Origin of the sequence: Candidatus Protochlamydia naegleriophila (assembly GCF_001499655.1) — a bacterium.
Lineage (GTDB): Bacteria > Chlamydiota > Chlamydiia > Chlamydiales > Parachlamydiaceae > Protochlamydia > Protochlamydia naegleriophila.
On record NZ_LN879502.1, the window covers coordinates 1,660,263 to 1,686,884 of the forward strand.

Genomic DNA, 26,622 nt, shown 5'->3' on the forward strand with positions numbered 1-26,622 from the left:
ACCCCTTGAAAAAGGAGATCATTATGACATCCCCTATTAGCCCTCAACTTCCCAATTCGCCACAGCCACCGACAAGCTGGCGCTCTTTTACAAATAGAATTGGGCGGGCGTGGAGGCAATTTACTAGCCTCCACCAAAAACTGCTAGAGCTAGTTGTACGCGTTTGCTCTCTATGGAAAGCGCCTCTTAAATCAATAACACACACACCTCCTCCGCTCCCTCCAATAAAACCATCCAAACAGCCGCAGCCCACCTTAAACAATTTCCTCTTCAAAAAATCACCTTCACTTCCATCCATTGCCACAAAAGGGAATGTCAAAACTCCAGCAGATATCCCCCCTGCCCTTCAACCCACTGCTTCAAACGAGAATTACAAGGCTCCAAATGAATCCCGTCCTCTTCAATCCAACCAAGCCGCTCCTTTAGTCCCCAATGAGGCATTGGAAGCAAGCCCGCATGTTCGTGTAAAGAGCGAAGAAAAGGCTATCAAAAAAGAATCTCAGGCAATCCACCCATCAAACGAAGATAGTGAGCGCATTTCCATACAAGATAAAATGAATTCCCCTCACGTCATTTCAAATGCGATTAAGCTTTCGAATGCAGAAGAAGATCGGCATACGATCGATGTCCCAGATAAAGGAGACTGCCTTTTCTGCGCAATTGGAGTGGGAATCAAACTCTTGTATAATGAGAGTGAAGCCATTCAAAGCGAATTGAACTGGACCATCTCCCCAGACCTGCTGAAGAAAAATTTAAAAAATGAAGAAGCCTTGTTGAGTCAACCGAGCAGGCGTTTGCGGCAGCAAGCCGCCGACTTTCTTGAAAAAATACGCCACACATTACCGGTCATGATCAGCCTGATGGGGGGCATTATCGACCACAATGAGATTGTAGAAAAAAAGATTCAAAGCCAACAAGTAATGACCGTAATCTTGGAAGATGATATTGAAGTGTTAAAGGAGCGTTTAAAAGGCCTCGATCCTGCGACTCACGAAGATGCTCGCGATTTGACAACCGCAGAAATGAAAGCCAAGCAAAGCCAGCTTCATCACATTCAATCGTCGATCGAAGAACTGAAAAGAAATATTGTGCTAGAAGACGACGTAGAGAGTTACTTGAAACATTCACGAGAAGAGGGTTTTTACTGCGGAACGGCTCAAATTGTAGCCTTGAGCGAGATCTATCGCATTCCTATCGAGGTCATTTTTGATTATTCAAAAGAAACCGAACGCAAAGAGGTGTTTAATCCGACACAATCCGAGGTACCTAAGCTAACGCTTGCTTTCGTCAATAACAACCACTTCAAATTGCATCAAGACTGGCTTTAACGATTAAAGACGCTCTTTCAAAGCCAACAAAGCCATTTGCACGCTATGAATGCCAGCCAAAAGTCCCTCTTCATAGCGGAAATGAGGATGGTTTTCCAACTCCGGAAAATCATTCGGCTGCAGTATGTCATCTGTTGTTAAAGAGGGAATCAGACGCCTTCCACAACTTAAAAGCGTACTGTGTTGGCCTTGAGCCATTTCGTGAAGCAGCTGATTGATTTCATTCCAAGGGGAATTCGTTTCCATTAGTGCGCCCTTTTTGCTTAGAGGATTTTTTGTCTCTTTGCATCTGAAAAAAGTCTTTTAAAATCTCCGCACAAGGCCCTTCTAAAACCCCTTTGCGGATTTGGATTGAGTGGGTTGGATGAACAGGCTCGAATAAATCCACCCAACTTCCGTTTGCACCATGTCGCAAATCTGGGGCTCCCCACACGAGTGTGCTAATACGCGTCAACAACATTGCACCTGCACACATACTGCACGGTTCAATGGTACAATAGAGAGTTGTATTGGAAAGCCTCCAGTTCTCTAGGGCAGATTCGCCAGCCGTCAGGCAAAGCATTTCGGCATGAGCTGTCGCATCTTTCAACATCTCGACTTGATTGTATCCCCGTGCAATAATGTGGTTATCTTTCACCAATACAGCCCCTACAGGCACCTCATCTGCTTTAAATGCTTTCCAAGCTTCTTTTAAAGCTTCAAGCATAAAACGTTCATCGTCGCTTTGGGGGCTAATACTCCAGGGGAAAGACATTAAGCATCCTTTCCTTGAAGCTTGCGCTGCAACTGAGCAATTTGCTTTTTCAAACCTTCGACATCTGTGACATACTTCTTCTGCAATCCAGCAAGCTTCTTTTCATACTTATCTGTTAAACGGGAAACTTCTGTTTCGAAGGCTTTTTTCAGATTGTCAGTCGTCATTTTTTCCATTCTGACTTGATTATCCTGCTCTTCTTCCTGACTTTGCTGTCTAGCCTGCTGTTCCAGGCGCTCAAAAACTTCTTTCGGGAAAACAACTGAATTCAATACAGAAAAAAGATAGGTTTGTGCAGCACCAAATTGGCGAACAGAATCATCCATCAATGGCTGCGCCTGCGCAACTGTCAATTCCTCTAAATCGGTGAAATTGGGATTAATCTGCGACAAACGCGTTTCAAACAATTCATAAAGCTCGCTATTTTTCAACAACCAACGAGAAGTGATAAATTCTGCCAACTCTTCGCCTTTTTCTTCCTCAACAATGGCTCGTTGATAAGCTTCTGTTAAGTCTTCCGTCGTTAGTTTATTTAAGTTTTTGGAACCCAAAAATTTCTTAACGAAATACAAGTCTTTTTTAAGATGCTCATTCTTCAAGTCTTTCTTAACCGAATCAATGACAAGCCCAAACCAGTCATTCAAAAGGGCAAATTTTTCTTTGTACGACGCATTTTTATACATGATAAACCTATAGTTGAAATAAAAGACTTTCAAGCTAGCATGTTTGACCCGAAAAATGCAAGTTCAAGAATGCAAAATGACAATTCTCTTTTATTTAAATCAATCTGTTGCTTATACACAAAATACGTGAAAAATGAGATTCTCAATCAGCGCAAGCACTCACTGTGTTTTTGCTTTTGCCATGCACCTTCTTTGTACGGAGCTCCTTATGAACCAACATACAGAAGATGAACATCCCTTTTACGGAGTGGAGATTATTCGTCGCAAAGAGAAAGCCTATATTGAAAGTTTATTGAAGAAATACCGATACGAACCAGTCACAGAAGAATTAAAAGGGAAAATTTGGGACGAGTTGCAAATGGAAAAATACCACGGAAAAATCAGCATTCCCTTCAAAGTCGTTCTTCGCCGTGACACTTTCAAGAAATTCCCTCCATATATAGAAGTTATTCTAGATACCAAAGTTTAATTTAAAGTTAATTTTTTAAAATTATTTATACATTTTTTTAGTTTTATTTTAGAAAGTCATCGTCTTAAAACAATCTTGATGAAATATTTACAACCCAATTTACCCTTCCACGTTAATTATAAGGCCATTTACTTACTTTTAATCTCATCAATTCCCCAGGTTTTTCTTGCTAATAAATCTCAATCTTGTTATGATTATAGGAGTTATCTACAGAAATCATGTTCAAAACTTAGCCATTTTGGCTTCTAAATTACGGGGGATTCCTGAATGTCACTAGACAAAGGTACCAAAGAAGAAATCACAAAGAAGTTTCAGCTGCATGAAAAAGATACCGGTTCTGCCGACGTCCAAATCGCCATTTTAACAGAGCGGATCACAGAGCTGACAGATCACTTAAAGAGAGCTCCTAAAGATCATGGATCTCGTTTAGCACTTCTTAAATTAGTGGGTCAACGTCGCCGTTTATTAGATTACCTCAATTCAACAGACACAAAACGTTATCAAACGTTGATCAACAAGTTAAAGCTTAGAAGATAATTTAAGCTTGAAAGCTATAAGAAAAAGGGCAGCCAAAAGCTGCCCTTTTTCTTACCCAATCAAGAGAAAAGTGATGAGAGATAAAGAAAATCAGATTCCTTTTAAGCGCTTTTTTGAAGCCCGTTTTCTGAGTTCTATTTCCGCTCTTAGATACTCTAAGAGACTCTTGTATCATATCAGCTAAGACGTTTTCGCCTTTGAGCAATAGCTTAATTACCTGTTAGATAAAATTTTATCTTAAGTAAACAGAGAAAATTCCTTGGCTTTCATTTCACCATCTTGCTTTAATGTTTTTAAAAGATGCTCTTTTTTGAGTTAGGGCAGCTGATAAAGAAACTAAATTTCGCAAGAACTTTCAGGCGATAATAGCTCTTACAACCAACAACTACAACTTACCAATCATACATTTTATCAGAAGCAGAATTGAAAATTCGAATAGCAAAGTAACAGGATCGACCAGATCACTATGTGGCAGGATAAGGCTAATTGCCTAACGATCAATCAAACTTCGTGTGAGCTAGGAACAAGGATCGTTCGATTCACTTTCTTAAGCAGCCCTTTCCAGGCATTTTACACCTTGTTTTATCCTAATAAGCGGTTCTGTCAATCCTCGATTTTTCAAGCAACCCTAAGCTCAGGTTATTAATTCAATTTTAAGATTAGTTTTTTATGGAGTATAATTAGATGCAACGTGAAACAATATCCGTCCAAGTCGGTGCACAAGAAATCGTATTTGAAACCGGTAAAATTGCCCGTCAAGCAGGCGGTGCAGTCGTTGTTCGCTGCGGCGAAACCATTGTTTTTACATCAGCTTGCGCAGCTCCCACTGCGGATCCTGAAACAGATTTCTTTCCGTTACGAGTTGATTATCAGGAGAAGTTTTCATCTGCTGGTAAAACGCTCGGCGGATTTATTAAGCGCGAAGGTCGTCCCACAGAACGGGAAATTTTAGTCTCTCGTTTAATCGATCGTCCCTTACGCCCTATGTTTGAAGAGGGATATTACAATGAAGTTCAAATCCTCTCTTACGTATGGTCCTACGACGGCGTTCATTCGCCAGAGCCTTTAGCCATTTGCGGAGCCTCTGCAGCCCTTGTGATTTCAGACGCCCCCCTCATTAAGCCTGTTGGTGCTGTACGCGTCGGTTTTATTGACGGAAGATTCGTCGTCAATCCAACCATCGAACAACAGAAGCTATCCAAACTCGATTTGATGCTTGCCGGAACAGAGGAAGCAGTTCTAATGATCGAAGGTTTCTGCGATTTCCTAACAGAAGAGCAGGTATTGGAAGCCATCGAAACTGGCCACAAGAGCATTAAAGTTATCTGCCAAGCTCTCGAGCAATGGAAAACTAAAGTTGGTAAAGCGAAAAATCGTGAAACACTGCGCCTGCTTCCAAAAGAGCTATACAACGACATCGAAGCCATTGCTAATCCTCTGCTAGAATCAGCATTGCGCATTCAACAGAAGCAAAAACGGGAAGAGGCATTGGCCAACGTCGCTAAAGCTGTCAATGACAGTTTAATGCCGGCTGGACAAGAACCAAAATATCCAGCTCAGCACATTAGCTATGCATTGAAAGATATTTCTTCGAAGATGATGCGCCGCATGATTTTGAATGAAAATCTTCGCTCCGATGGACGCAAGTCAACCGAAATCCGTCAAATCGACGTCGAACAGAGTCTTCTTCCACGAGTCCATGGAAGCTCGTTATTTACAAGAGGTGAAACACAAGCCGTTGCCGTTTGTACTTTAGGCGGTGCAGGTATGGCTCAGCGTTTTGAAGATCTAGAAGGCGAAGGAAACCAGCGCTTCTACCTCCAATACTTTTTCCCCCCCTTCTCTGTTGGTGAAGTTGGACGCATTGGCGCTCCTGGAAGACGCGAAGTTGGTCATGGCAAGTTAGCTGAGCGGGCTTTAATGGCAGTCATTCCTCCAAAAGAGCAGTTCCCCTACACCATTCGCGTAGAGTCAAACATCACCGAATCTAATGGTTCTTCTTCAATGGCAACCGTTTGTGGTGGCTGCTTAGCTCTAATGGATGCTGGCGTGCCGGTTAAGCGCCCAGTCTCTGGAATCGCTATGGGACTTATTCTCGAAGGTGATCGCTATATTATCTTGTCTGACATCCTAGGAATTGAAGACGCTCTTGGCGATATGGATTTCAAAGTCACTGGAGACCACCAAGGAATTACGGCTTTCCAGATGGATATCAAAGTCGAAGGCATTACAATCGACATTATGAGAGCTGCACTGCAACAAGCAAAAGATGGACGTATCCACATCCTCAATAAGATGTTGGCCGTGTGCCCAACCTTTAAGGGGGAAATGTCTCGCTATGCTCCACGCATTGAAACCATTCAGATTAAGCCTAGTAAGATTGCAACAGTCATCGGACCGGGTGGAAAGCAAATCCGTGCAATCATCGAACAAACAGGTGTTCAAATCGACATCGATGATTCGGGCCTTGTAAGCATTGCTGCTAACGATTTAGATAGCATCGAAAAAGCTAAAGCCATCATCTATGGCTTGACAGCTGAAATTGAAATTGGAAGAGTCTATACTGGAAAAGCAACTTCTATTGCTCCATTCGGAGTATTCGTAGAAATCTTGCCAGGAAAAGAAGGTCTCTGCCACATTTCCGAGTTCGATGTCAGCCGCATCAATAACCTTGAAGACTTTGTCAAACAAGGTGATATTGTCACGGTAAAAGTTCTCGACATCAACGAAAGAGGACAGATTAAATTAAGCCGTAAAGCAACTTTACAAGCCCAATAGCGTCTATTTTTGTGAAAAACAGACCTTAAAAAGCAAGGGGTAATCAGGCATTGCCTGATTACCCCTTTTATCATACTCGCAAGACTCTAAAAGCGCTGGTCCCAGAACCATTCTTGCATTTTACTAGAATCCTCGCTCCTCAAGCTTGAACCTTAAGCGCAGCTATAGCCGCCAAATCGCCTCGTGCTCGTAAACGTTCGCTAGCGAATCTGAAGGCTTGTGGGTTTTGCAAGATGGCCCATTTCACAATTTCTTCATTATCTTGAAGATCTGCTGCAAATTCCAAGGCCAGTCCATTTTGTTTCACTGCCTCTTGAACAACAATAAACATTTCGTTATCACCAAGCTCTTCCACGTGCTTGAGCGCAAGCCCATTTTGACGAACGGCACGGTAGGCAAAGCTAAAAATCCCTCTCAACCTGTCTGAGGCATGCTCAAGTGCAAGCCCATCTTGCTCCACAGCCTTAACAACCACTTCGTAATCATCTTGAAAACTTTCAAAAAACTCCAAGGCAATTCCTTTTTCAGAAACGGCAAATAAAGCAACTTGTTTAATTTTTTCAAAACGCTCAGCCATATACTCGGCCGCCAATGCATTTTGCTTGAGCGCTGTCTGGACAATTTTTGGATCTGCTTTTAAATCGTCGTCTGCATATTCCAACGCTAAGCCATTCTGCGCCACAGCCGCTAATACAAGATCACGTTCTTTTCGATTCTCTTCGTTTAAATAGCCGAGTACGAGGCCGTTAATACTTAAGGCTCGTAAAATGAAAGCAGGGTCCTCTCTCAATTGAGGAGAAATGAAAGTGAAAATTTCTTTTCTATGTTTAAGCAACGCTAAGGCAAAACTAATATCCCCAGTAATAGCATGATCCGCATAATAAATAGCCGTGGGATGCATTAAAGCAGCTTCCCAGACAATATCTCTATCAGCTCTACACTCTAAAGATGCATGAGGAAGCGCCATCCCGTCATTTTTAACGGCCGCTAAAACAATTTCTTTATTATTTCTTAGCCTTTCAGATGCAAATTGCAGAGCCTTCCCATTCTGCCTAACTGCCTTCAGGACAAACTTTTCGTTATCTTGGATAGCGGCCGATGCCTTTTCCAGCAGCAAGCCATTAGATTCTAGACAAAAATGAAAATAAGCCTCATTGCTTTCCCATCCATCAAATTGAGGAGGCGTTTTTGACTCTAATACATCACGGATGCTTAAAGCACGCTGATAATCAATGGCTAGCCTTGGAACCCCCTTCCAATCGAAACCGCTAAGAGTCTCATCATCCAAAGTCGTCACCTCAAAAAGCTTGGTAAATAAGGCATGCACCGTTTGCGCATACGCTTTCACTTTTTGATCATGGACACTATTCATTGTCAATTCGGGATACCAAGTCAATGCCTTAAAAAGCTCCTGCAATACAGGGCCAAGTCCTGTAAAATCTGTTGCCGAATGTAGTAACCGGTTAAAGCCGACACCTTGAGGATCAATTTGATGCAACTTCTCCACTTCGCTTTGCCCCAATGCACATTCTCTTGGAATCAACACACCTTCAAAACAGGCCTGCTGAGTAGTAGCATAGTCGCCAGAATCCTTTAACCTGCTAATGGTATGGCCCATTCGCATAAGAGGATGTGACATGGCTATTTGGTAGTATTGCCTGCCCGCAAGAGCATAGTGCAAAGCGTCTTGACCATTCCACCCTATGTAAGAAAAAATTTCATAGAGTATCTCTTTCGGCAGATAGTGGAAGCCCTCTGAATTTTTAACAGACTTCTGCCTCTTTCTAGACGATACCTCGATTTCAAATCCACTCTTACTCTCAACTTCCCTTTTTACAGCGAGCTGATTTAGATGCGAGGGCCTGTACACATATAGTTCACTTACTTGGTCTATTTCAGTCATAATTTCTCTTTTATTAGGACTGCCCTAAACCGCTCATCTGTCATTTTCCATCTCATGAATAATCATAAAATGCACAATTATCGAATTATTGAACGGTCCAAAACAAATTTATTTTTATTAATTAATGGCAGTAAATAAAATTGTACTAACAAATAGTTAAAACACTCTAAAAGCATTATTAAGATATTATAAAACAACAACTTAGAAAAATTTTAAGGCTTTGAAAACTTTAATTTAAAAAATCTCTTGCCATTTTATTGAAGCTGCGAGATCTTAACGGGTTTACGAGCTGAGCGCCGAAGAGGAATTTCTTTTTGAATCTGATTTGCGAGTAAGGCAAGCCCAATCAACATACACCCTTTAATTCGTGTATTGGAAACTATGCATGGTCGTTTAAAAATTATAGTTCCCTCATTTAACAGTGTTAAATACTTACCTAAGACACTTCATTCCATTGAAATGCAAACAGTTAAGGACATCGATGTATGTGTCGTTGATGACTGTTCTACACTGCCTCAGCAAAGAGTGATTATCGAAGAGTTTTGCCGCCGGAATAGGTGGAGCTTTATTTTTCACACATGCAATCAAGGAGCGCTCGTCAGCATTAAAGATGGCATTGAGTCGATGCAGTGTCAGGATGACGATGTCATTGTAATTATTGATGGAGATGACTGGCTCTCCGATGATCAAGTTTTTAAGACGCTCCAAGAGGTATACGCCGCGCCTGAGGTCTATTTAACATATGGATCTTTTGAAACCTATCCAAAAAATTGCATTAATATCACCTATGCCGCTCCAGTGAGTCCAGAGGTCATTGAAAAACAGCTCTATAGGCAAACGCCTTGGATTTATCACCATCTGAAAACATTTAGATTTCGCCTTTGGAAACATCTCAAAGACAAGGATTTGCGCAACGCTCAAGGTGATTATTACATGGTCACGAGTGATCGTGCCATTTTTTATCCACTTTTGGAGCTTGCTGGTCATCACATCCGCCATATCGATCGCATTCTTTACATCTACAACGTTGAAAACCCCTTAAACGATCATAAAATTAGCCGAGATGAACAATTTTTAGAGGAGCAGTATATCAAAGCTCAGCCAAGCTATCCTCCGCTGCCTTAATTGATCCAAGAACGAATCGGCTCGATAAAAAGACAATAAGAACCTGAAGCTAGAATTCATTCAAGGCTCAGGTTGAGTATTAATCCATCTTAATGGGGCTCTCTTATGAAAGGACGATTTAAAATTGTCATTCCCTCTTTCAACAGCGTCAGTTTTATTCCCAATACATTGGCATCGGTAGAAAGCCAGCTCAATAAAAATTATGATGTTTGCGTCATCGACGATGCTTCAACACTTGAGAAGCAAAGAGAAATCATTACCGACTACTGTCAACGCAACAACTGGAAATCTATTTTTCACTCCAACAATCAAGGAGCCTTAGCAAGCATTGTCGAGGCCATCCGCTCCTTGGATTGCCAAGATGACGACGTGATTGTCATGCTAGACGGAGATGATTGGCTCTATGATGAGCACGCCTTGAACATTCTCGACAAAGTCTATTCCGAAGAAGATGTGTATCTCACCTGGGGACAGTTCCAAACCTACCCGCCCGACTGTCTCAAAATGAATTATGCTCTGCCTATTCCGGAGTTTGTCATCGAACAACAGCTTTATCGTGAAATCGTCGACATTTTTGGACATTTAAAAACGTACAAATATCGCCTATTTCGAGAAATTAAAGATGAAGATCTGCGGGATCCGGAATCAGGCGAATACTTTCGCGTCTCATGGGATAAGGCTCTAATGTATCCCATGCTCGAAATGGCTGCTCATAAGGTCCGATTCATACCAGAAAAACTCTATGTCTATAATATCGTCAACCCTTTGAGTGACTATAAGATCAATCGGAAAGAACAAATTGAAGCCACCAATTATATTCGAGGAAAACCTCATTACAAACCCATTTTCTAAACATAGCAAAGGATGGCGCAAGCCAATCCTTTGCCTGTACTCACGTCCTATTTAAACACTATATTAAGAGGAGTGGAAACCCTAGCTTTTGCTAAAATTTTTTTCATCATTCCTTCTAATTTAGATTCGAGCCATTGACACTCGATTTTGACAACTTCTGGATGCTGAACGAGAGGAAGCTCTTCTTTTGGCAGACGATCTAACAGCCATTTTTCACAGGTAGTGATCCATTCAACCTGCTTAGCAAGCTCCGGCATATTTCTTGCTGCATCAGCCGTGCGTCGAATGCGATGCTCTGTCACCTTGCGGATGATTTGACTGCAGTAAGCACTTCTTAGAAGCAGTTGCTGACGATAAATCAGCTCCTTCGATTGATGAGGATCATCGAATGAAGGGGCATTCAAAATCGTAGCTATAATGTTTTTAATCTGAGATTGAATATCCACCCCTTCCTTGTTCGCAATCTTCGTATATTCACCAGTCGTAATGACAAGTAGTTGGAGATCCCATTTTAAATCGGAAGTCACAGATTGATTAACTTTAGTGAAATAGCTCCGATTGATCCGCGTACAGATTTCACTGCAATACTTTTCAAGTACCTTCACAAGATGAAGATACCTGATCTCTTGTAATTGATGAAGCTCATTGGCAGATGGACTACTAGAAATACTCATGATCATATTTACTGTAGGCTCTGCAATGTCAATATCCCTTCCGTTTGCAAGAGAGATATACTTTGATGCAAGACATTCCAAGCGCTTCAAACGGGATTTTAAAAGGCTGACGGCATTTTGATCAGTCTTCATGAATTTCTTTTTGCAAATTTTTTCCATAATCTGCCGACAATACCGCTCTCTCATGGTTATCTGATGGCGGTATTTAACCTCCAACCCTTGTGAAGAACCAGTAAGCTTATCTTGAATCAAATAAGACATGTTATTCACTTGTTCGCTGATATCAACCCCTTCTTGCTTAGCAATCGCAATGCCTTGTAAAGCTTGCTTGCTTAACAGCCTCAATTCAGCCTTCAATTTGTCAACTGTTTGTGAATCATATTGAAAAAATGGGTGACTACCATCTGATATGCTTGTAGAAGCAAATATTTGAGCCGAAGCTCCAATTGTCAGATTGCTGGACATAAGGCCCTCCATGGTTATATACACCAACAAGATGGCTCTTTCAGCCATGCCAAAGGCACCTTCTGGTGTTTTGTCTATCGGACGACTTAATTCCATGCATAAAACAAGCAAGCGATTTATTGCAAAGATTATTAGTCAAGCAACTCACTTTATGTGCTTGCTTTTTAGTTTATTTTTTATGACATCATCACTTTACACAATCCACTCAGACAAAAAACACCCTTTGAGAACCGCGTAAACAGGTACTTTTCAATTCTGTTTTGCCATGCATAGCAATAGCTAAATGGCCTGAAAATGGCCTGGGCTGGTCAAGACATTCATCTTAGAAGCATAAGCCTCTACAACTGTTTAACCCGTCATCTGAAAGCAAAGGAGGGATTAAATGAAGAAGCCCTAATCGGTTCATATCGATTAGGGCTTCTGAGGATAGGATAGGCCAAGATTTAGGAAGAGAGCCCTAAAGAATTTGGCAACCCGGAGTTAGAGGCTCCTGCTTCCTTAGGAGGAGGCGGTGGTGGAGTTACAGAGTCTTTTTTATGGAGCTCTGCAGCTTTTTTAAGTCTCTCTCTCTTACGGACAATATCCCAATTCTTTTTAATGACAATCTCTTGAACATCTTCACTGTCGAGTGTTTCGAACTCAATTAACATCTGAGTCATTAGCTCAACTTGCTCTTTGTACTCCAAGATAATTGCACGAGCACCATCATGGGCATCATCCAAGATTCTGCGCACTTCAGCATCGATTGCTTGCGCCGTGTCATCAGAATACGACTTTTCGTGGTGATCAAAGCCATACTGGTCACCGTTGCCACGCTCTTCATAAGCTACAGCTCCGAGTTTATCGCTCATACCCCACTTACAAACCATGCTGCGGGCAAGCTGAGTGGCTCGTTCAATGTCTTGCTGAGCACCGCTAGACACATCGCCAACAAAAATTTCCTCGGCAACACGCCCGCCCATCAAAACAGCTAATTGATCATGCAATTCTTGCTTCCAATAGCTCACACGGTTCTTCTTAGGCAAGAACATGGTCGCACCCAAAGACATTCCTCGAGGAATAATCGTGACTTTATCGATTGGATCGCCGCTCTTGACGACTAGACCGACAACTGCGTGGCCAGATTCATGATAAGCAGTCGTTTTCTTTTCGTTTTCATCAATTTCCAAGCTACGGCGCTCTTTTCCATAAAGCACCTTGTCGCGCGCTTCAATCGTCTCTTGCGCTGTCACAGCCGTACGACCCTTACGGGCGGCTAATAATGCCGCTTCATTTAGCATGTTAGCTAAATCGGCTCCAGAAGAGCCTGGAGTACTACGCGCGATAGCCATTAAATCAACTGACGGATCCATTTTAATGCGTCGCGCATGCACCTTTAAGATGTCAAAGCGCCCCTTAATATCTGGGAGCCCTATGATGACGCGACGATCGAAACGCCCCGGACGGAGCAAAGCTTTATCCAACACATCGGGACGGTTGGTAGCAGCCATTAAAATAACCCCTTCATTAGTATCGAAACCATCCATCTCAACCAGCAGTTGGTTTAACGTCTGTTCACGCTCATCGTGACCGCCGCCAATTCCAACACCGCGATGACGCCCGACCGCATCAATCTCATCCATGAAGATGATGCAAGGAGCGGCTTTCTTGGCTTGATCAAACAAATCACGGATACGGCTTGCACCAACACCAACGAACATCTCGACGAAATCAGAACCTGAAATCGAGAAGAATGGACGATCGGCCTCTCCTGCCACAGCTTTGGCAATCAATGTCTTACCAGTTCCTGGAGGTCCAATACAAAGAACACCCTTAGGAATTTTACCGCCCAGGGAAGTAAACTTTTGAGGGTTCTTGAGGAACTCAACAATCTCCTGAAGCTCTTCTAATGCTTCATCAACTCCAGCTACATCTTTAAAGGTGATTTTATTGTCCCCTTTATTCAGCAAACGGGCTGGCGATTTACCAAAATTCATAGCTGTATTCCCCATTCCCTTCATTTGCCTTGCGAAGATCAAGTACAAAACTAAGATCACGAGCAGCACTGGCATCAGTGTAAATAGATAGCTAAAGTAGTTAGGCGACGGCTCTTCGCTCTTGAATGTTTTTTCCAGCACAGCATTAAGAGGCTGATCCGGCGCTCTAAAAATGCCACCGCGATTGTTGTTAAAATTATTCCATTCTTCTTTTGCCTTGGCAAACCATTGATTATAAATCTCTGGATCTTGCTTTTCTAAGGCACGCGTAGAAAGCTCTTGATTATTGAAGTACCAAATCACATTAGCAACGGCTTGACGCGCCTTGTCTAACTGGATTTGATTGTCATCTAGACGCGTGTTGATCTGATTGTACTCATCAAGCGTCTCTTTGTAGTTGCGGACACTGCGCAGCTTGGTCAAACGGATGTGATCTTCTTCCTGATTCAATTCGTCAACTATCGTACGCAAATTGTCAAGCGCATGACCATAAACCGTGAGCTGCTGAAAAGGCGACATCGATGCCGCACTGATTTCGGCCACATCTTTATCTATCGTTTTAAGCGTTTGTTTAATCGTCTCAGATCCAATGCCCAAAGCTGGCGATCGAAAGTTTCTCAATAAATCATTGATCGAATTACCGAAATTTTTTAAAGAATCTTCCGTTGCATTTTGGCGAAGGGTGGTAAATTCTTTTTGTAAAGCCGCTAAGCTGTCCACATTGGATTTCGCGATGTTCTTAATGACCACGCTTTGATCTTCGTCAGGCGTGTTATATAAATCATCAACAACAACATATCCACCCTTAGGAACAGGAAGTCCGCTCAACTGTAAAAACATACTAGCTGAATCGGTAACTTTGGACTTAAGCGTTTTAATCTCGCTTTTGACGCGAACCTGCTCAGACTTTAGCTCATGATTTGTGTCAAGAAGCTCTAAGTACTTGTAGCGAGTTTTCCCCTCTTCGGTCAAACGATCCCTAAACTTACCACTAAAAGTGACTAAATTGTCATTTAAAGCAATCTTGCGGCTATCTTCTGGCTGCAAAAGCTGTAAATTGACAAGATGCTCTAGCTGATAGCTAAAAGACACTTTGGCAAATTTGGTATCGATAAAATTTTGCACCATTAAGGCAAACAAAAAAGCGGCCATAAGGAACCAAACGAAGCTGTTTGATATCCCTTTCTTAAAGTCTTGCTTATTATCGTCTGGCATAATTTCCTAACATTCGATTTAACGATCTTTCATCTATCTACAGATGGAAAAAGATCACATAAAAGTTGCATATTGATTTATTGATTCTATCACAGGAGGTATTCGCTTTCAACAAGGAATTCTAATTTAAAAAAAATTCTAGCAACCTCGAATTGTATTTAGACTTGAATGTGAACCCGTCACCCTCAAATCTAATGTAAAAGCTGAGTTGAGATCTATCGCATAAACCCCCTCCGAAATTGGCGAATTTGATGGCAACCTTCGCAAAAACAGCATTGCGACAAGCAATGACTGTGCTCATCGTAAGGATTTAATTCAATGGCTTTAACACCCTCTTTTCCAGCTTTTACTTAAAAACAATCTCCAAAACCAAATCTCCCATCAAAAGATCCACCTTTAAAGGCCACCTCATTTATTCGCGCGACAGTTGCACTTCAAGGCACTCGTCGCCCTCCTCTAATGTAAAGTCCGCCCGCCCCGTTAAAAACTCATGGAAAATGGAGTCTCCCCGCCAAATAACAGGAAAATAAGAACGCAGGAAAGCCGGAACCTTATGCTTTGTCCAGAAGCGATCAATAGGTGTCGAATGAAGCGTTCGGCAAGCTTTCAAAAGGGGCGGCCCCAGATGGTAGTCGCCTAAAGGAAGGCAAACCCGCATCAGACCGATCCACCCCTCTTTCCAGGAAGAGGCGCACTGCGAGGAGAGAAAAGAGCGCTTTTGCATCCCAATTTTCCACGCCCCATTCGCCACCGCACGCTCTTCTTGCAGCAATGGGATGGAATCGCTCCAGTGCGATTCTTTTAAAGAAGGTAAAAGAAAAAGACACTGCCGATCAATCACAAGGCCTTTTCCACCAATTTCAAGAATGACATTTGACTCATTCTTAAAGAAAGCCTCTCCTGCACGCTTTAGAATGAAACGAGATAAAGGAAATCCTTCTTTCTCGCAAATTAAACGAAGCAAATACTTTATTTCTGCAAAAGGCAGCACGACATGCTGCAAATTCAAATAGGAACCAAATGGTCCTCGCACGATGCAATCCAAATAGGGCGATAGCTTCTCATAAAAATACTTTTTCAATTCTTGCATTTCATCACTTAGATAAAGCAAAGCACTGTCGACCCGTTTGCCAAACGTTTGATTTAACTGTGGAATCATTGTTTGCCGCATGCGAGCCCGCAAAAACCGTTCATCGCTATTCGTGTCATCTTCAAAGGGAACTAGATGTCGATCGTTTAAAAACACATACACGTCTTTTTTTGAAATCGAAAGCAAAGGACGCAAATAACGAATCCCTTGCAGCCACGTTTCGCTTTGCAGACCTGTAAAATGCGACCAATGGGAACCTTCTAAAACTCGCTTTAAAATCGTTTCAACCTGGTCATCTTGTTGGTGAGCTAGCATCACGCCTTGAAATCCATGCTGGTGGCTTAACTCATAAAAAAATTGTTGTCTCGCTTCCCGGCAAACTGCTTCTAGATTTCCAACTAACGAGGAAGGATTTAACGCCCTTTCATGATAAGGAATTTGATATCCCTCAACGAGCCGCTTCAAAGCACGTGCTTCTGCCCCACTTTCAGTACGCCAGCCATGGTCCACATGGGCCACATGAAAAGTAACCAATCCTTGACGCTGCCCTTCGAGTAAACAATAAAAGAGAGAGAGAGAATCAGCTCCGCCCGAAAGACCAAGTAAGATGGGCTTGGAAGAGCCGCAATAAACCTTTAAAAATTGTACAACAGTCGTAAGCATGTATTTATTGGTGCAACTGATAAAAAACATAGATGAGAATGAGGATGAGCAAGAGAATCCATAAAAAAAATTGCGAGGGATCTTCCTGTATAATCAATGTCGCCTGCTCAGAGGAGTCCGAGCCCAGTGGTTGCGTATTCGGATCTTCGTGCAATGGCTTGCTTTCCGGCTCATCTTTAAAAATAAATTTTAATTCAGGAATAAAGCGGATGGCAACCCATTCCAAGAATCCAGGCTTCCAAACGAGCGTATCGGGGGTAACGCGCGAATCGGCTTTCAACTCAAGAGGTGTAAAAGGCCCTTCCTTGCTACCATCAATTAAAATGTACCACTCTTGTTTCATTTTCCCACTGAATCTGAAAAGCTTTGATTTTTTCAATACGGCATTGTTTTATTGTATCAAATTCAGCCATTATTTACTCTATTTATACTTTATTCACTTGAATTTGCGATACTTCAGTAAAAAAACTACAACTTTTGCACAAAATTACTAAAAGATTTGTTTTATCGAGCCTCTATCTTATCCATTGAAACTCGTCATAAGATGAACAACTCGAACCCGTTTTGATGCATTAACTTGTTTAAGTTATTTTGAGCATAAACCTTGTTTAAGAAGAGGATTGCTAACACCCTCTAAGATTCAAGCAAAAATACGTATGGAATAGAATCTGTGATCCCCCTACTTTGGCGCTATTCAATTGGTCATTTCTTAAAAATTACGCTTGCTTGCGTCTTAGCATTCATTGCCATTTTGCTAACCATGCGATTGGACGAAATCGCCCATTTTGCCGCACTTGGAGCCCCTCTTTCCTATATTTTGCTATTCGCTTTCTATCAAATTCCTTATATCCTGCCCATAGCTTTACCCCTGTCTTGCCTAATTGCGTCGCTCATCTTTGTCCAACGCTTATCTAATACTCACGAGTTGACAGCCCTCAGAGCATGCGGATTTGCCCTGCGCGATTTAATAGCCCCGATCCTTATAACAGCTGCTTTTCTCTCGCTTTTTAATTTTTGGATGGTTTCGGAGGTCGCGACTCAGACGCATCTACAAACAAACCTGCTAAAAAGCGAACTGCGCTCTATCAATCCACTTTTGCTACTAAACAATAAACACTTAATGCGTCTCAAAGGTCTTTACTTTGAGTCGCTTGGGCCATCGCGTGTTGGGGAATCAGCGTCCGATGCCATTCTTGCCATCCCTAGTAAACATCATCAGCGCTTGAATCTTTTAATTGCCCAGCACCTTAAGGCATCCCCTTCCGTCTTCATTGGTCAAGGAGTCACCCTTTTAACCAGCTCGGCTAGTGATCAAGCAGAAGCATTCGACGACCTTCTGATTGAAAATATGGAAGAATCCATCACCCACGTCGAAGATTTTTCTCAAGTCCTACAAAAGAAGGTCTGGACCATTAACAATGATTACTTAAAACTTCCCCTTCTTCTCATCCGCTCTCAAGAACAGCGGGAAGCTCTCAATCAGGCCAAGCTGGACAATAGCGATAAGAATCAGATCAAACTCCTAGAGGGACAGCTCAACCGCAGCCACTCTGAGATAGCCAAGCGACTATCCATAGCTCTTGCCGTGATTAGTTTTACTTTGATGGGGACGGCTTTCGGCTTAAACATTAGCCGCCACCGCAAACACCGTAGCCTCATTCTCGTCATTTTATTCACAACAACCTACCTGGTTGCCTTTTTTGTCGCTAAAGGGCTCGATCAACAATTTCACCTTTCTGCTACGCTTTACTTAGCTCCGCTTATCGTCATCGCCTTACTATCGATTTTTGTTATCAACCGCGTCAGCAAAGGAATTGAATGATGTTCAAAATGATTTGGGAACGCTATTTCCTGCTCGAATTCATCAAAGTCTTTTTCTTATTTCTTTGCTGTTTTTACGGCCTCTACGTATTAATCGACTACGCGAGCCATACAAGCGCCCTTCCTCATCATCAAATTCAACTGCATTGGCAGGAACTTAGCCGTTACTACCTCTTTGTCTTTGCGAGCCGTGCCGAAATTTTGATTCCCTTAGCCCTCCTCATTGCTTTTGTCAAAACCGTCTGCACTCTAAATTCCCATCAAGAGCTTGTAGCTCTCATGGCAGGTGGAATCAGTTTAAAGAGGCTCATGCGTCCTTTTATCTTCATTGCCCTGGTTTGCATGGCCTTGCTATACCTCAACGAACAGATTCTAATGCCTCCGGCCCTTAAGAAATTAAGGCGTATGGAAGATGCCACTAAGCATCAAAAAGTGCGCCACACACCAGAAGTAGCCGTTAAGCATGTGATTTTAGAAGATGGCTCTTTACTGCTCTTCCAGCTTTATGATTTAGCCAAGGAACAATTTTTCGACGCATACTGGATTGAATCTGTCGACAGTATTTACCGCATTAAATTCTTGTCGCCACAAACAGTTGCGCCGATTGGCTACTTTGTAGACCACCTCATCCGGCAGCCAAACGGTGAACTTCTTCAAAAAGCAGCTTACAAGCAGCATGAATTCAAAAAAATGCGATTCAACTCTGAAATCCTACAATCCACGATCATGGATCCAGACGTTTTATCGATTACTGAACTGGCGGCTCAGCAACCCGCTTCTTTAATTAATTTGAACGAAAAGGAAAGCAAAATGGCAAGCGCATTTTATTGGAAGCTTCTCATGCCATGGCTTTGTTTATTGGCTATTTTAGCACCAGCTCCCATTTGCGTCCGCTTTTCGCGCCAGCTTCCCGTTTTCTTTATTTACATTGGTTGTTTATTCAGCCTCATTGCTTTTTACATGCTAATGGACGCCGCACAAGTCGTGGCAAAAAGGCAAGTGATTCCTCCAGTATGGGCCATTGGCGTTCCTTTTCTCGGAATTTTCGGGTTCTTTGGCTATCGCTTTACAAAAATGAATAGGGCGTGTTGAATTTAAATAGACTTCCTTTTAGCATGATTCTCATTTCAATTTTTTACCATCTAATCTACTTACTTAAAGTGCATCTACTATGCGTGCTTGGTTATTACTCTTTTTTTGTACAGTCAGTCTTTACAACTCTCCGCTCCACGCTAAACTCAGTCTAGAGGAATGCCAAACGATTGCTTTAGAAAACAATGAAAAAAAGACTCTGGCGGATATTAGAGCGCTCATTGCTTATGACAAGATTGACGAGGCGCGCAGCACTGGCCGCCCGCAGTTAAGTGCTCAAGCCGACTATATGACTTCTGGTAATGCAAAGGAGTGGCGCCACAACAAAGGCAACAGGCATGCCAGGGTTTCTCTCGTCATCCCACTTGTCAACTTTGGATTGACACGCGAAGCTGTTAAGTCACAGAAAAAGCTCTATTCTTCAGCATTACACGCAATGGATCAGGTAGAACAAACCCTTCTCTATTCTGTCAACGAAGCCTATTTCGAGTTGCTCATTTATCAAAAATTGGAATGGGTTGTTCAAGAGTCTATTCGCTCCCTCGATCAGCAGTTGCAAGTCACCCAAGACTTTTTATCACAAGGGCTCGTACACCGCAATGAAGCTCTTGTAGTTGAAGTACAGCTGGCCCAGCTTCATCAAGATTTGATGGAAGCGCGCTTTCACATTGAGCTCGCCACGACGCGCCTCAATCGCCTCATGGGATTAGACCTTGCGGCTCAAACTGAAATTGAAGACTTGCTGCCAGATCAGTGTCCAGAAGATTGCCTAAATGAGCTAATTGGAGCGGCTAAAATCAATCATCCAGATCTTTTGGCTCTGCAAGAGCAAATCAAAGCGGCTCAACATGGATACAAGGCAGAGAAGGCCAATCTCTACCCTAACATTTATGCTTTTTCCAACTACAGCACAACATCTGACTATGCCCTCCCCTATCGCCAAGGATTAGATGCCGGCATCGGCGTCGATTTCAATTTGTATGATGGAGGCAATACCAATGCCAGACTAAAACGAATAAAAAAAGAAGTGAATGAACTAGAATGGCGCTATCAACAGCTGGAAAAAGACATTGAATTCAACATTCGTTCGGCATTTTTATCCATTAAGACAGCCCGGGGAAAAATTCCTGTAGCCCTGAAAGGAGTGAATTTAGCCGAAGAAAATTTAGCCTTGACCAAGAACTTATTTGAAGAAGGCCTTGTTACCAATATTGACGTCATCAATGATGATGAGAGCCTCTCTCAAGCCCGTGTTAGCTATTATAAAGCCCTCTATACTTTTCACCAGTCTAGGGCTAATTTGATTTACTCTGCAGGAATGATGTATAAAAAAGGATGTCTCTAAAATGTTAAAAAAGCTAATCAATCGACAAATCCCTACTTTGGCGACTTTTTTTCTGCTATACCAGTCCCAGCTATGGAGTCAGCCCTTTGAATTTTCAACTGTTGGTAATGTCTATCCCTCATCCAAAAGTACCATTGGAAGCCAGGTCGTTGGACGGATCGACTATCTTTACGTAGAAGTTGGCCAAGAGGTCTCAAAAGGGCAGCCGATCGTTGCAATTGATCCGACCTTTTTTCAAATCGACTTAGCTAAAAAAAATAGCATTCTAGAATCTGCCAAAATCGACTTAGCCGATGCAGAAACTAACTACTTGCGCATGAAAAGGCTATGGGAAAAAAATAATGGACAAACACCTTCAGTTTCTTTGAAGAAATTCGAAGAGGCAAAGTCAAAATATGATCTTGCCCATGCACAGGTAAAGCAAGACGAGGAAGAAGTCCGTAGAGCTCAAGCGAATTTAAATGAAACAGTCATCCGCGCTCCATTTGATGGAGTTGTTTCCAAAAAGCTCGTCGACCAAGGCGAGTCAATTTCTGCTGTACCTGCAACCCCCATCATCGAAATGCAGTCTTTGACCCCTGTTTATCTTGAATTTTCGATTCCCCAAGTCTACTTGAATAACGTTCAAGTTGGGACTCCCATTCAGTTTGAAGTCGAAGGAACAGGCCAAGCGCACTATGCAGCTAAAATTGACTTAATTTATCCTTGCCTTGATGAGGCTACCCGCTCTATTCGCTGCCGTGCCATCATAAGCAATCAAGACAGAAAAATTCTTCCTGGCTCTTTTGCCAAAATTTTGATTAAAGGAAATAAATCGTGATTCTCTCAGATCTCTCTGTTAAACGCCCAGTCTTCATTACCATGATCATGCTTGCGCTCGTTGTATTTGGAACGATCGCCTTTAAAGAGCTGGGTGTGGATTTATTTCCCAAAGTTGATTTTCCAGTTATCACGATTGTTTCAACTCTGCCAGGAGCCGATCCAGAAACAATAGAAAAGTCGGTCACAGAAATCATCGAAGAAGCCGTTTCAAACATAAGTTCGATTAAGCATCTTCGTTCAACAAGCGCCGAAGGAATTTCGCAAATAGCCATCGAATTCGATCTGGAGAAAAACGTCGATATCGCTTATCAGGAAGTCCAGGCTAAACTCGGGACTGTTCGCCAAGAACTTCCAAGCGATCTTAAAGACATCATCATTGAAAAGTTCGACATTGACTCCGCCCCTATCATGGCTGTTGTTATTTCTGGCGACCAGCCTATTCAAAATCTTTCAAAAATTGCTGAAAAAACGATTAAAGACCGCCTCCAACAAGTCCAAGGCGTTGGCCAAATCAAGATTGTTGGAAAACAAGATCGCAATATTTGGATCTATTTGGATCCCTACAAACTAGAAGGCTTGCATCTGTCGGTTCAAGATGTCATTCAATCTATCCGCACTCAACACATCGAATTCCCAGGCGGGCGTATCGAAACAGGCAGCCACGAATTGCCTGTTAAGATCAAAGCCGAATTTGACGAAGCGCAAGATCTGGCCTCTATCGTAGTCGCTTACCAAAATGGTTATCCAATCAAGATCGCCGACGTAGGCAGAATTGTCGATGGACTGGAAGAGCAGCGCACATTAGCCCGTTTAGATGAACAACATGCTGTGGCACTGATCGTGAGAAGACAGTCCGGAACCAATACGGTAACTGTTGCCAAAGAGGTAAAAAAAGCCATTGAGCAGTTAAAAGGAAGCTTAGCCGCTCAAGGCATCAAAACAGAAATTGCCCAAGACTTGTCTGTCTTTATTGAACATTCAATCGAAGAAATTGAGTTTCACTTGATCTTTGGAGGCGCGCTCGCCGTTGTCATCGTTTTCCTATTCTTGAGAAACTTCCGCATTACGCTCATCAGCGCTCTGGCCATTCCCATCAGCGTCATCGCAACCTTTACTCTTTTAAAATGGATGGATTTCACCCTTAATACGATGACGATGCTGGCTCTTTCATTATCGATCGGTATTTTGATTGATGACGCCATCGTGGTCGTTGAAAATATCTACCGCCATTTTAGAAAAAGCAATAATGCAGAAAAGGCTGCGATGGTTGGAACACAGGAGATCGGACTTGCAGCCTTTGCCATTACGATGTCGATCGTTGCGGTATTTTTGCCTGTTGCCTTCATGAAAGGATTGATCGGCCGCTTTTTCTACCAATTTGGCTTGACTGTCACATTTGCTGTCTTGATCAGCCTCTTTGTCGCGTTTACTTTGACGCCTATGCTGTCGGCTAAGTTCCTAAAAATTTCAAACTCTAATAACTTTTTATCGCGCTGGATTGGAAACTGTTTGCATGCTTTAGATAACAGCTATGAGTCTGTTTTAACTGGAGCCCTTCGTTTTCGAAAAACGACTCTGCTCGTTGCATTTAGCCTTCTTTTTTTAACGCTCTATATGGGCCAGTATGTCCGATCAGAATTTGTTCCTTTAGAAGACCGCAGCGAATTCTTCGTCAAGGTTAGAACCCCGCTCGGCTCATCGCTTGTCATAACCGATGACGTTCTGAAAAACGTTCGCGCTAAAATTCAAGGCCAGGATTGGTTTCGCTACAGCTTCACAACCATCGGCAATGACAGCTTCAACAAGGTCAATGAGGGCGGAATCTATATCAAGATGACGGATAAAGCCGCTCGGGATATTAGCCAAACAGATGCCATGAAATGGGTGCGTGATGAGCTTGCGGGCATGCAAAATCTTAAAATCAGCGTCGAACCGGTTCAGGCCATTTCCGGCGGTGGAGTAAGAAATGCTGCCATCCAACTCGACATCAAAGGGCATGACCTCGATAAAATTGAAAGCATTGCTCAGAGTCTTATGACAAAGCTTGAAGGTCAAGAAGGCTATGTTGACCTAGATACCTCTTATGAAACTGGAAAGCCAGAGATCGAGGTTCTCATCAAGCGTAATCAGGCTTTTGCCATGGGAGTAGCCCCGGCTGTTATAGCTCAAGCTATTAAGCCTTTAATTGGAGGAACTGACATCAGCAAGTTCCGAGCTGATGGAGAGCGCTACAACATCACAGTCAGACTGCAAGAGGCATTCAGAAATAAGAGCCGCGATTTGCTAAACCTGGCTGTGCGCAATGACCGAGGCAACTTAGTCAAACTCGATCATTTGATCGATATCGAAGAAAAGCAAGGCCCGGTCCAGATCAACCGCTACAATCGCTTCCGCATTATTTCTCTCTACAGTAATTTGAGAACCGAGCAAAAAGTATTGGGTGAAGCGATCAATGAAATCACTTCATTTATTAAAGAAATCGATCTTCCACCCGGCTATAGCGTTCAGTTTTCTGGTAACGCAGAATCGATGAAAGAGTCTTTTAACAATCTTTTATTTGCTCTCTTTTTGGCTGTCATTGTCGTTTACATGGTTTTAGCCTCTCAATTTGAAAGCTTCGTTCAGCCGTTTATTATCATGCTTTCTGTGCCATTCTCAATCGTAGGAGCTCTCGGCATCTTGGTGCTCACCAAGTCGACTCTTAGCATTTTCACGATCATCGGTATCATCATGTTGATGGGACTCGTAACAAAAAACGCGATCTTGCTAATCGACTACATCAACACATTGCGCGTGAGAGATGGATTAGAGATTAAGATAGCTATTTTGCAGGCTGCACCGACAAGGCTTCATCCGATTTTGATGACAACCCTTGCCATGGTATTTGGAATGCTTCCCATTGCCTTGAGCAATGGACCTGGATCTGAATCTCGCGCACCAATGGCTCTTGCCATTATTGGAGGACTCATCACGTCCATGTTTTTAACATTAATTATCGTGCCTGTCATATATTTTATGATGGACAATACTTTAGAGTGGCTCACAAAATTATTTACAGCGCGCAAACGCACAGACATTCCCACTAATGTAGAGCCTGCAGCGCATTAAAACATTCGTTCAAAGGGCAAATCAATCCTGGTTTGCTCTTTGATTTTCAATTGAGTGATCTATTTCACTTAACGATTTTAAGAAACTGCATTTGATATCTATCGTGTTGCCAGGTACGCTCAAAGTCCTTCCTCTTTGTCTTTGTATCTATTGCATTTATTTTCCGCCTAAAAAAATACCACCTATCCGCATTGCCACTCTATTGCTACACTTACAGAACAAGTCCTTCGATTGAGTCACTTTTTAAAAATCCTCACGCTTTTGAAAGTCGCGACTGAAGGAGACATTGAGATTGGAAGAAAGAAAACGGGTAACCGATTTAATCAATGCTTAGAGCCAGATTGAAAAACACTTTCCTGATCATCATTTACTCATCGTTGGTGACGGGGAAGAAAAAGCGCTTTGCCAGGCACTTTGCAGCAGACTAGCTATTCAAAAAGAGTCATTTTTCGAGATGCGACAACCTCTATAGAAGAGTTCTTGCGCATTTCTTTGCTATTTGTTTCCCCCTACCGTTTGGAAGGGTTGCCTAATATCATATTAGAATCCATGCCCACAGCAGTTCATCCCCCCATAGAACATTCCTGCCTTAATAGAAGGCCTCCATTATTTATTACAATCTCCCGATCTCGGTAAAAACAGTGGAGAGAAACTGCCAGACAAAAAATACTAAGAAACTATTGCTTTAATACAATCGTCCCCCAATTTTTTGAGTTATACTCAAACTCACCTCCAAAAAAATTTGAATGCTGATGTTTTTTAAATGAAGAATTTTAATTAATAGACTTAGGTCCGATACGATCACATAGGTAACATTCTATCCAAGCATATGAGTAATGGGGTAACCTTGGATGCATATGTTGAGAGAGAGAGAGCGGTAGGACGACTAATTTTAAAGCCCATAGTCGGCATCTAGCGAACTATAGGTAACGAACCATTTTCATAACAGCTCTAAATACTTCCCCTTCAGTATTGGTAAGCTCATTGATCATATCAAAATGGTTAGCGCCAGGCACTTCAATCAAAGATACCTCACAGCCTGCATTGTGTAGCTTTTGGGCGTAATGACTGGCTTCAAGGTGATATAGTATCAAAGGCTCTTTCTCACCATGTGCAATAATGGCTGGAATTGGCAGTTTCGGAAGATGATAGAGCGGACTGTCACGCAATGACTCTTCCAATGTCATTTGTAGTGCCTTTTGTGAGTCTGCATGAGAAGCATGCACAAGTGTGCATAAGTCATAAATGCCAGACATCGCAACCAATCCTTTGATGACATTCTGTGGAAGATCAAAATCTTTGTGCCAACTTGGCATAAGAGCACAGCTTGCAAGATGTGCACCAGCCGATATCCCATAAATATAGAGGCGTTTCGGGTCACCTCCGTATTGATCAATATTTCTATATACCCACGCAATGGCATAACGGACATGCGTAATGATTTCCTCCATCCGGTATTGAGGCGCAAGTCCATAGTCAATAGACACAGAGATGATATCATTTGCTAGCAAAATTTCTGCAGGAATAGCCCAAGGACTTTTGCTCCCCGCAATCCAGCCTCCTCCATGAATACTAATGATTACGGGTATCTTTTTAGCATCCTGCGGCGCATAGATATCTAATTTTTGAATTGTTTCAGAGCCATAAGAGAGATCCTGAATGGGATTCAACCTGGCTTTTACAGCTTGAGCACGCTCTCGGTTTTCCTTCAGCAAAAAATCCAAGTTAGGAATAGTCCTATAATCGTCATAGGCTTCTGTCAACTGATTGACTGTCATTCCTCTATAGACGATTGGATCCAGATTTCCCTGCCGTGCAGGAAGAGCCCTATTTTTCTCTAACATATGCATTTTCTTAGATAAGGGTTTAATCACATATTGAATATAGTAAACTATATTCAATATGTCAATATCAAAAATCTT

The 26,622-nt window shown here is 42.3% G+C and carries 20 protein-coding genes; 11 read left to right on the top strand and 9 right to left on the bottom strand.

Annotated features, from left to right (window positions below):
• Nucleotides 1-23 precede the first annotated feature (23 nt).
• Nucleotides 24-1,328 carry an OTU domain-containing protein gene (locus PNK_RS06960; RefSeq protein WP_059061167.1) on the top strand — a complete coding sequence of 435 codons (1,305 nt, stop codon included), beginning with the start codon at nucleotides 24-26 and terminating at the stop codon, nucleotides 1,326-1,328.
• 3 nt (nucleotides 1,329-1,331) lie between these two features.
• On the opposite strand, the gene PNK_RS06965 is transcribed toward PNK_RS06960, so the two are convergent.
• The 3 genes from PNK_RS06965 to PNK_RS06975 are packed head-to-tail and all read right to left on the bottom strand — an operon-like array spanning nucleotide 1,332 to nucleotide 2,765.
• A complete protein-coding gene (locus tag PNK_RS06965; protein WP_059061169.1) occupies nucleotides 1,332-1,574 on the bottom strand; it encodes a hypothetical protein in 243 nt (80 codons plus the stop codon).
• Complete coding sequence (gene tadA, locus PNK_RS06970; protein WP_059061171.1) at nucleotides 1,549-2,082, bottom strand: tRNA adenosine(34) deaminase TadA; 534 nt, start codon at nucleotides 2,080-2,082, stop codon at nucleotides 1,549-1,551. Before tadA ends, PNK_RS06965 begins: the two co-directional genes overlap by 26 nt.
• On the bottom strand, nucleotides 2,082-2,765 hold the full coding sequence (locus PNK_RS06975) for a hypothetical protein (protein ID WP_059061173.1): 684 nt from the start codon (nucleotides 2,763-2,765) through the stop codon (nucleotides 2,082-2,084). The genes tadA and PNK_RS06975 overlap by 1 nt, the downstream gene beginning before the upstream one ends.
• Before the next feature lie 208 nt (nucleotides 2,766-2,973).
• On the opposite strand from PNK_RS06975, the gene PNK_RS06980 reads away from it, so the two are divergent.
• The 3 genes from PNK_RS06980 to pnp all read left to right on the top strand — a co-directional run bounded on the left by PNK_RS06980 (nucleotide 2,974) and on the right by pnp (nucleotide 6,549).
• Nucleotides 2,974-3,234 carry a hypothetical protein gene (locus PNK_RS06980; RefSeq protein ID WP_231909231.1) on the top strand — a complete coding sequence of 87 codons (261 nt, stop codon included), beginning with the start codon at nucleotides 2,974-2,976 and terminating at the stop codon, nucleotides 3,232-3,234.
• A 267-nt stretch (nucleotides 3,235-3,501) separates the two neighbouring features.
• Complete coding sequence (gene rpsO, locus PNK_RS06985) at nucleotides 3,502-3,771, top strand: 30S ribosomal protein S15 (RefSeq protein ID WP_032125737.1); 270 nt, start codon at nucleotides 3,502-3,504, stop codon at nucleotides 3,769-3,771.
• A gap of 684 nt (nucleotides 3,772-4,455) precedes the next feature.
• A complete protein-coding gene (gene pnp / locus PNK_RS06990; protein ID WP_032125738.1) occupies nucleotides 4,456-6,549 on the top strand; it encodes a polyribonucleotide nucleotidyltransferase in 2,094 nt (697 codons plus the stop codon).
• Between the two features lie 139 nt (nucleotides 6,550-6,688).
• Here the strand turns inward: pnp and PNK_RS06995 are convergent, their stop codons facing one another.
• Nucleotides 6,689-8,452 (bottom strand): DUF4116 domain-containing protein, encoded by a 1,764-nt coding sequence (locus PNK_RS06995; RefSeq protein ID WP_059061175.1) that lies wholly within the window; start codon nucleotides 8,450-8,452, stop codon nucleotides 6,689-6,691.
• Between the two features lie 381 nt (nucleotides 8,453-8,833).
• On the opposite strand from PNK_RS06995, the gene PNK_RS07000 reads away from it, so the two are divergent.
• Both PNK_RS07000 and PNK_RS07005 read left to right on the top strand, forming a co-directional pair.
• On the top strand, nucleotides 8,834-9,577 hold the full coding sequence (locus PNK_RS07000) for a glycosyltransferase family A protein (protein ID WP_032125740.1): 744 nt from the start codon (nucleotides 8,834-8,836) through the stop codon (nucleotides 9,575-9,577).
• A 105-nt stretch (nucleotides 9,578-9,682) separates the two neighbouring features.
• Nucleotides 9,683-10,429 carry a glycosyltransferase family 2 protein gene (locus tag PNK_RS07005; protein WP_032125741.1) on the top strand — a complete coding sequence of 249 codons (747 nt, stop codon included), beginning with the start codon at nucleotides 9,683-9,685 and terminating at the stop codon, nucleotides 10,427-10,429.
• 47 nt (nucleotides 10,430-10,476) lie between these two features.
• Here PNK_RS07005 and PNK_RS07010 read toward each other — a convergent pair whose 3' ends face one another.
• From PNK_RS07010 to PNK_RS07030, 4 genes are all read right to left on the bottom strand, one after another.
• Complete coding sequence (locus PNK_RS07010) at nucleotides 10,477-11,568, bottom strand: hypothetical protein (protein ID WP_162264038.1); 1,092 nt, start codon at nucleotides 11,566-11,568, stop codon at nucleotides 10,477-10,479.
• Between the two features lie 443 nt (nucleotides 11,569-12,011).
• Entirely contained in the window at nucleotides 12,012-14,759 is a 2,748-nt protein-coding gene (gene ftsH, locus PNK_RS07015) for an ATP-dependent zinc metalloprotease FtsH (RefSeq protein WP_032125743.1), read from the bottom strand.
• A 412-nt stretch (nucleotides 14,760-15,171) separates the two neighbouring features.
• Nucleotides 15,172-16,512, bottom strand: coding sequence for a tRNA lysidine(34) synthetase TilS (gene tilS / locus PNK_RS07025; protein ID WP_158021738.1), 1,341 nt, complete (start codon nucleotides 16,510-16,512; stop codon nucleotides 15,172-15,174).
• A 4-nt stretch (nucleotides 16,513-16,516) separates the two neighbouring features.
• Nucleotides 16,517-16,855 (bottom strand): DUF4339 domain-containing protein, encoded by a 339-nt coding sequence (locus PNK_RS07030; RefSeq protein WP_059061185.1) that lies wholly within the window; start codon nucleotides 16,853-16,855, stop codon nucleotides 16,517-16,519.
• Nucleotides 16,856-17,182: 327 nt separating this feature from the next.
• Between PNK_RS07030 and PNK_RS07035 the strand changes: the two genes are divergently transcribed.
• The 5 genes from PNK_RS07035 to PNK_RS07055 all read left to right on the top strand — a co-directional run bounded on the left by PNK_RS07035 (nucleotide 17,183) and on the right by PNK_RS07055 (nucleotide 24,700).
• Nucleotides 17,183-18,334 carry an LptF/LptG family permease gene (locus PNK_RS07035; RefSeq protein ID WP_032125747.1) on the top strand — a complete coding sequence of 384 codons (1,152 nt, stop codon included), beginning with the start codon at nucleotides 17,183-17,185 and terminating at the stop codon, nucleotides 18,332-18,334.
• Nucleotides 18,331-19,425, top strand: a complete 1,095-nt coding sequence (locus PNK_RS07040; protein WP_079992852.1) for an LptF/LptG family permease — start codon at nucleotides 18,331-18,333, stop codon at nucleotides 19,423-19,425. Before PNK_RS07035 ends, PNK_RS07040 begins: the two co-directional genes overlap by 4 nt.
• 79 nt (nucleotides 19,426-19,504) lie before the next feature.
• Nucleotides 19,505-20,770 (top strand): TolC family protein, encoded by a 1,266-nt coding sequence (locus PNK_RS07045; RefSeq protein WP_059061186.1) that lies wholly within the window; start codon nucleotides 19,505-19,507, stop codon nucleotides 20,768-20,770.
• A 1-nt stretch (nucleotide 20,771) separates the two neighbouring features.
• Nucleotides 20,772-21,590 (top strand): efflux RND transporter periplasmic adaptor subunit, encoded by an 819-nt coding sequence (locus tag PNK_RS07050; RefSeq protein WP_032125750.1) that lies wholly within the window; start codon nucleotides 20,772-20,774, stop codon nucleotides 21,588-21,590.
• Nucleotides 21,587-24,700 carry an efflux RND transporter permease subunit gene (locus tag PNK_RS07055; RefSeq protein ID WP_079992853.1) on the top strand — a complete coding sequence of 1,038 codons (3,114 nt, stop codon included), beginning with the start codon at nucleotides 21,587-21,589 and terminating at the stop codon, nucleotides 24,698-24,700. Before PNK_RS07050 ends, PNK_RS07055 begins: the two co-directional genes overlap by 4 nt.
• 920 nt (nucleotides 24,701-25,620) lie before the next feature.
• Here the strand turns inward: PNK_RS07055 and PNK_RS07060 are convergent.
• Nucleotides 25,621-26,544 carry an alpha/beta hydrolase gene (locus tag PNK_RS07060; protein ID WP_059061188.1) on the bottom strand — a complete coding sequence of 308 codons (924 nt, stop codon included), beginning with the start codon at nucleotides 26,542-26,544 and terminating at the stop codon, nucleotides 25,621-25,623.
• Nucleotides 26,545-26,622: the final 78 nt, after the last annotated feature.

Bases quoted from the DNA above. Each gene is read 5' to 3' on its own strand.
- PNK_RS06960 (WP_059061167.1), top strand. From the start codon at position 24: ATGACATCCCCTATTAGCCCTCAACTTCCCAATTCGCCACAGCCACCG.
- PNK_RS06965 (WP_059061169.1), bottom strand. From the start codon at position 1,574: ATGGAAACGAATTCCCCTTGGAATGAAATCAATCAGCTGCTTCACGAA.
- tadA (WP_059061171.1), bottom strand. From the start codon at position 2,082: ATGTCTTTCCCCTGGAGTATTAGCCCCCAAAGCGACGATGAACGTTTT.
- PNK_RS06975 (WP_059061173.1), bottom strand. From the start codon at position 2,765: ATGTATAAAAATGCGTCGTACAAAGAAAAATTTGCCCTTTTGAATGAC.
- PNK_RS06980 (WP_231909231.1), top strand. From the start codon at position 2,974: ATGAACCAACATACAGAAGATGAACATCCCTTTTACGGAGTGGAGATT.
- rpsO (WP_032125737.1), top strand. From the start codon at position 3,502: ATGTCACTAGACAAAGGTACCAAAGAAGAAATCACAAAGAAGTTTCAG.
- pnp (WP_032125738.1), top strand. From the start codon at position 4,456: ATGCAACGTGAAACAATATCCGTCCAAGTCGGTGCACAAGAAATCGTA.
- PNK_RS06995 (WP_059061175.1), bottom strand. From the start codon at position 8,452: ATGACTGAAATAGACCAAGTAAGTGAACTATATGTGTACAGGCCCTCG.
- PNK_RS07000 (WP_032125740.1), top strand. From the start codon at position 8,834: ATGCATGGTCGTTTAAAAATTATAGTTCCCTCATTTAACAGTGTTAAA.
- PNK_RS07005 (WP_032125741.1), top strand. From the start codon at position 9,683: ATGAAAGGACGATTTAAAATTGTCATTCCCTCTTTCAACAGCGTCAGT.
- PNK_RS07010 (WP_162264038.1), bottom strand. From the start codon at position 11,568: ATGTCCAGCAATCTGACAATTGGAGCTTCGGCTCAAATATTTGCTTCT.
- ftsH (WP_032125743.1), bottom strand. From the start codon at position 14,759: ATGCCAGACGATAATAAGCAAGACTTTAAGAAAGGGATATCAAACAGC.
- tilS (WP_158021738.1), bottom strand. From the start codon at position 16,512: ATGCTTACGACTGTTGTACAATTTTTAAAGGTTTATTGCGGCTCTTCC.
- PNK_RS07030 (WP_059061185.1), bottom strand. From the start codon at position 16,855: ATGAAACAAGAGTGGTACATTTTAATTGATGGTAGCAAGGAAGGGCCT.
- PNK_RS07040 (WP_079992852.1), top strand. From the start codon at position 18,331: ATGATGTTCAAAATGATTTGGGAACGCTATTTCCTGCTCGAATTCATC.
- PNK_RS07045 (WP_059061186.1), top strand. From the start codon at position 19,505: ATGCGTGCTTGGTTATTACTCTTTTTTTGTACAGTCAGTCTTTACAAC.
- PNK_RS07050 (WP_032125750.1), top strand. From the start codon at position 20,772: ATGTTAAAAAAGCTAATCAATCGACAAATCCCTACTTTGGCGACTTTT.
- PNK_RS07060 (WP_059061188.1), bottom strand. From the start codon at position 26,544: ATGTTAGAGAAAAATAGGGCTCTTCCTGCACGGCAGGGAAATCTGGAT.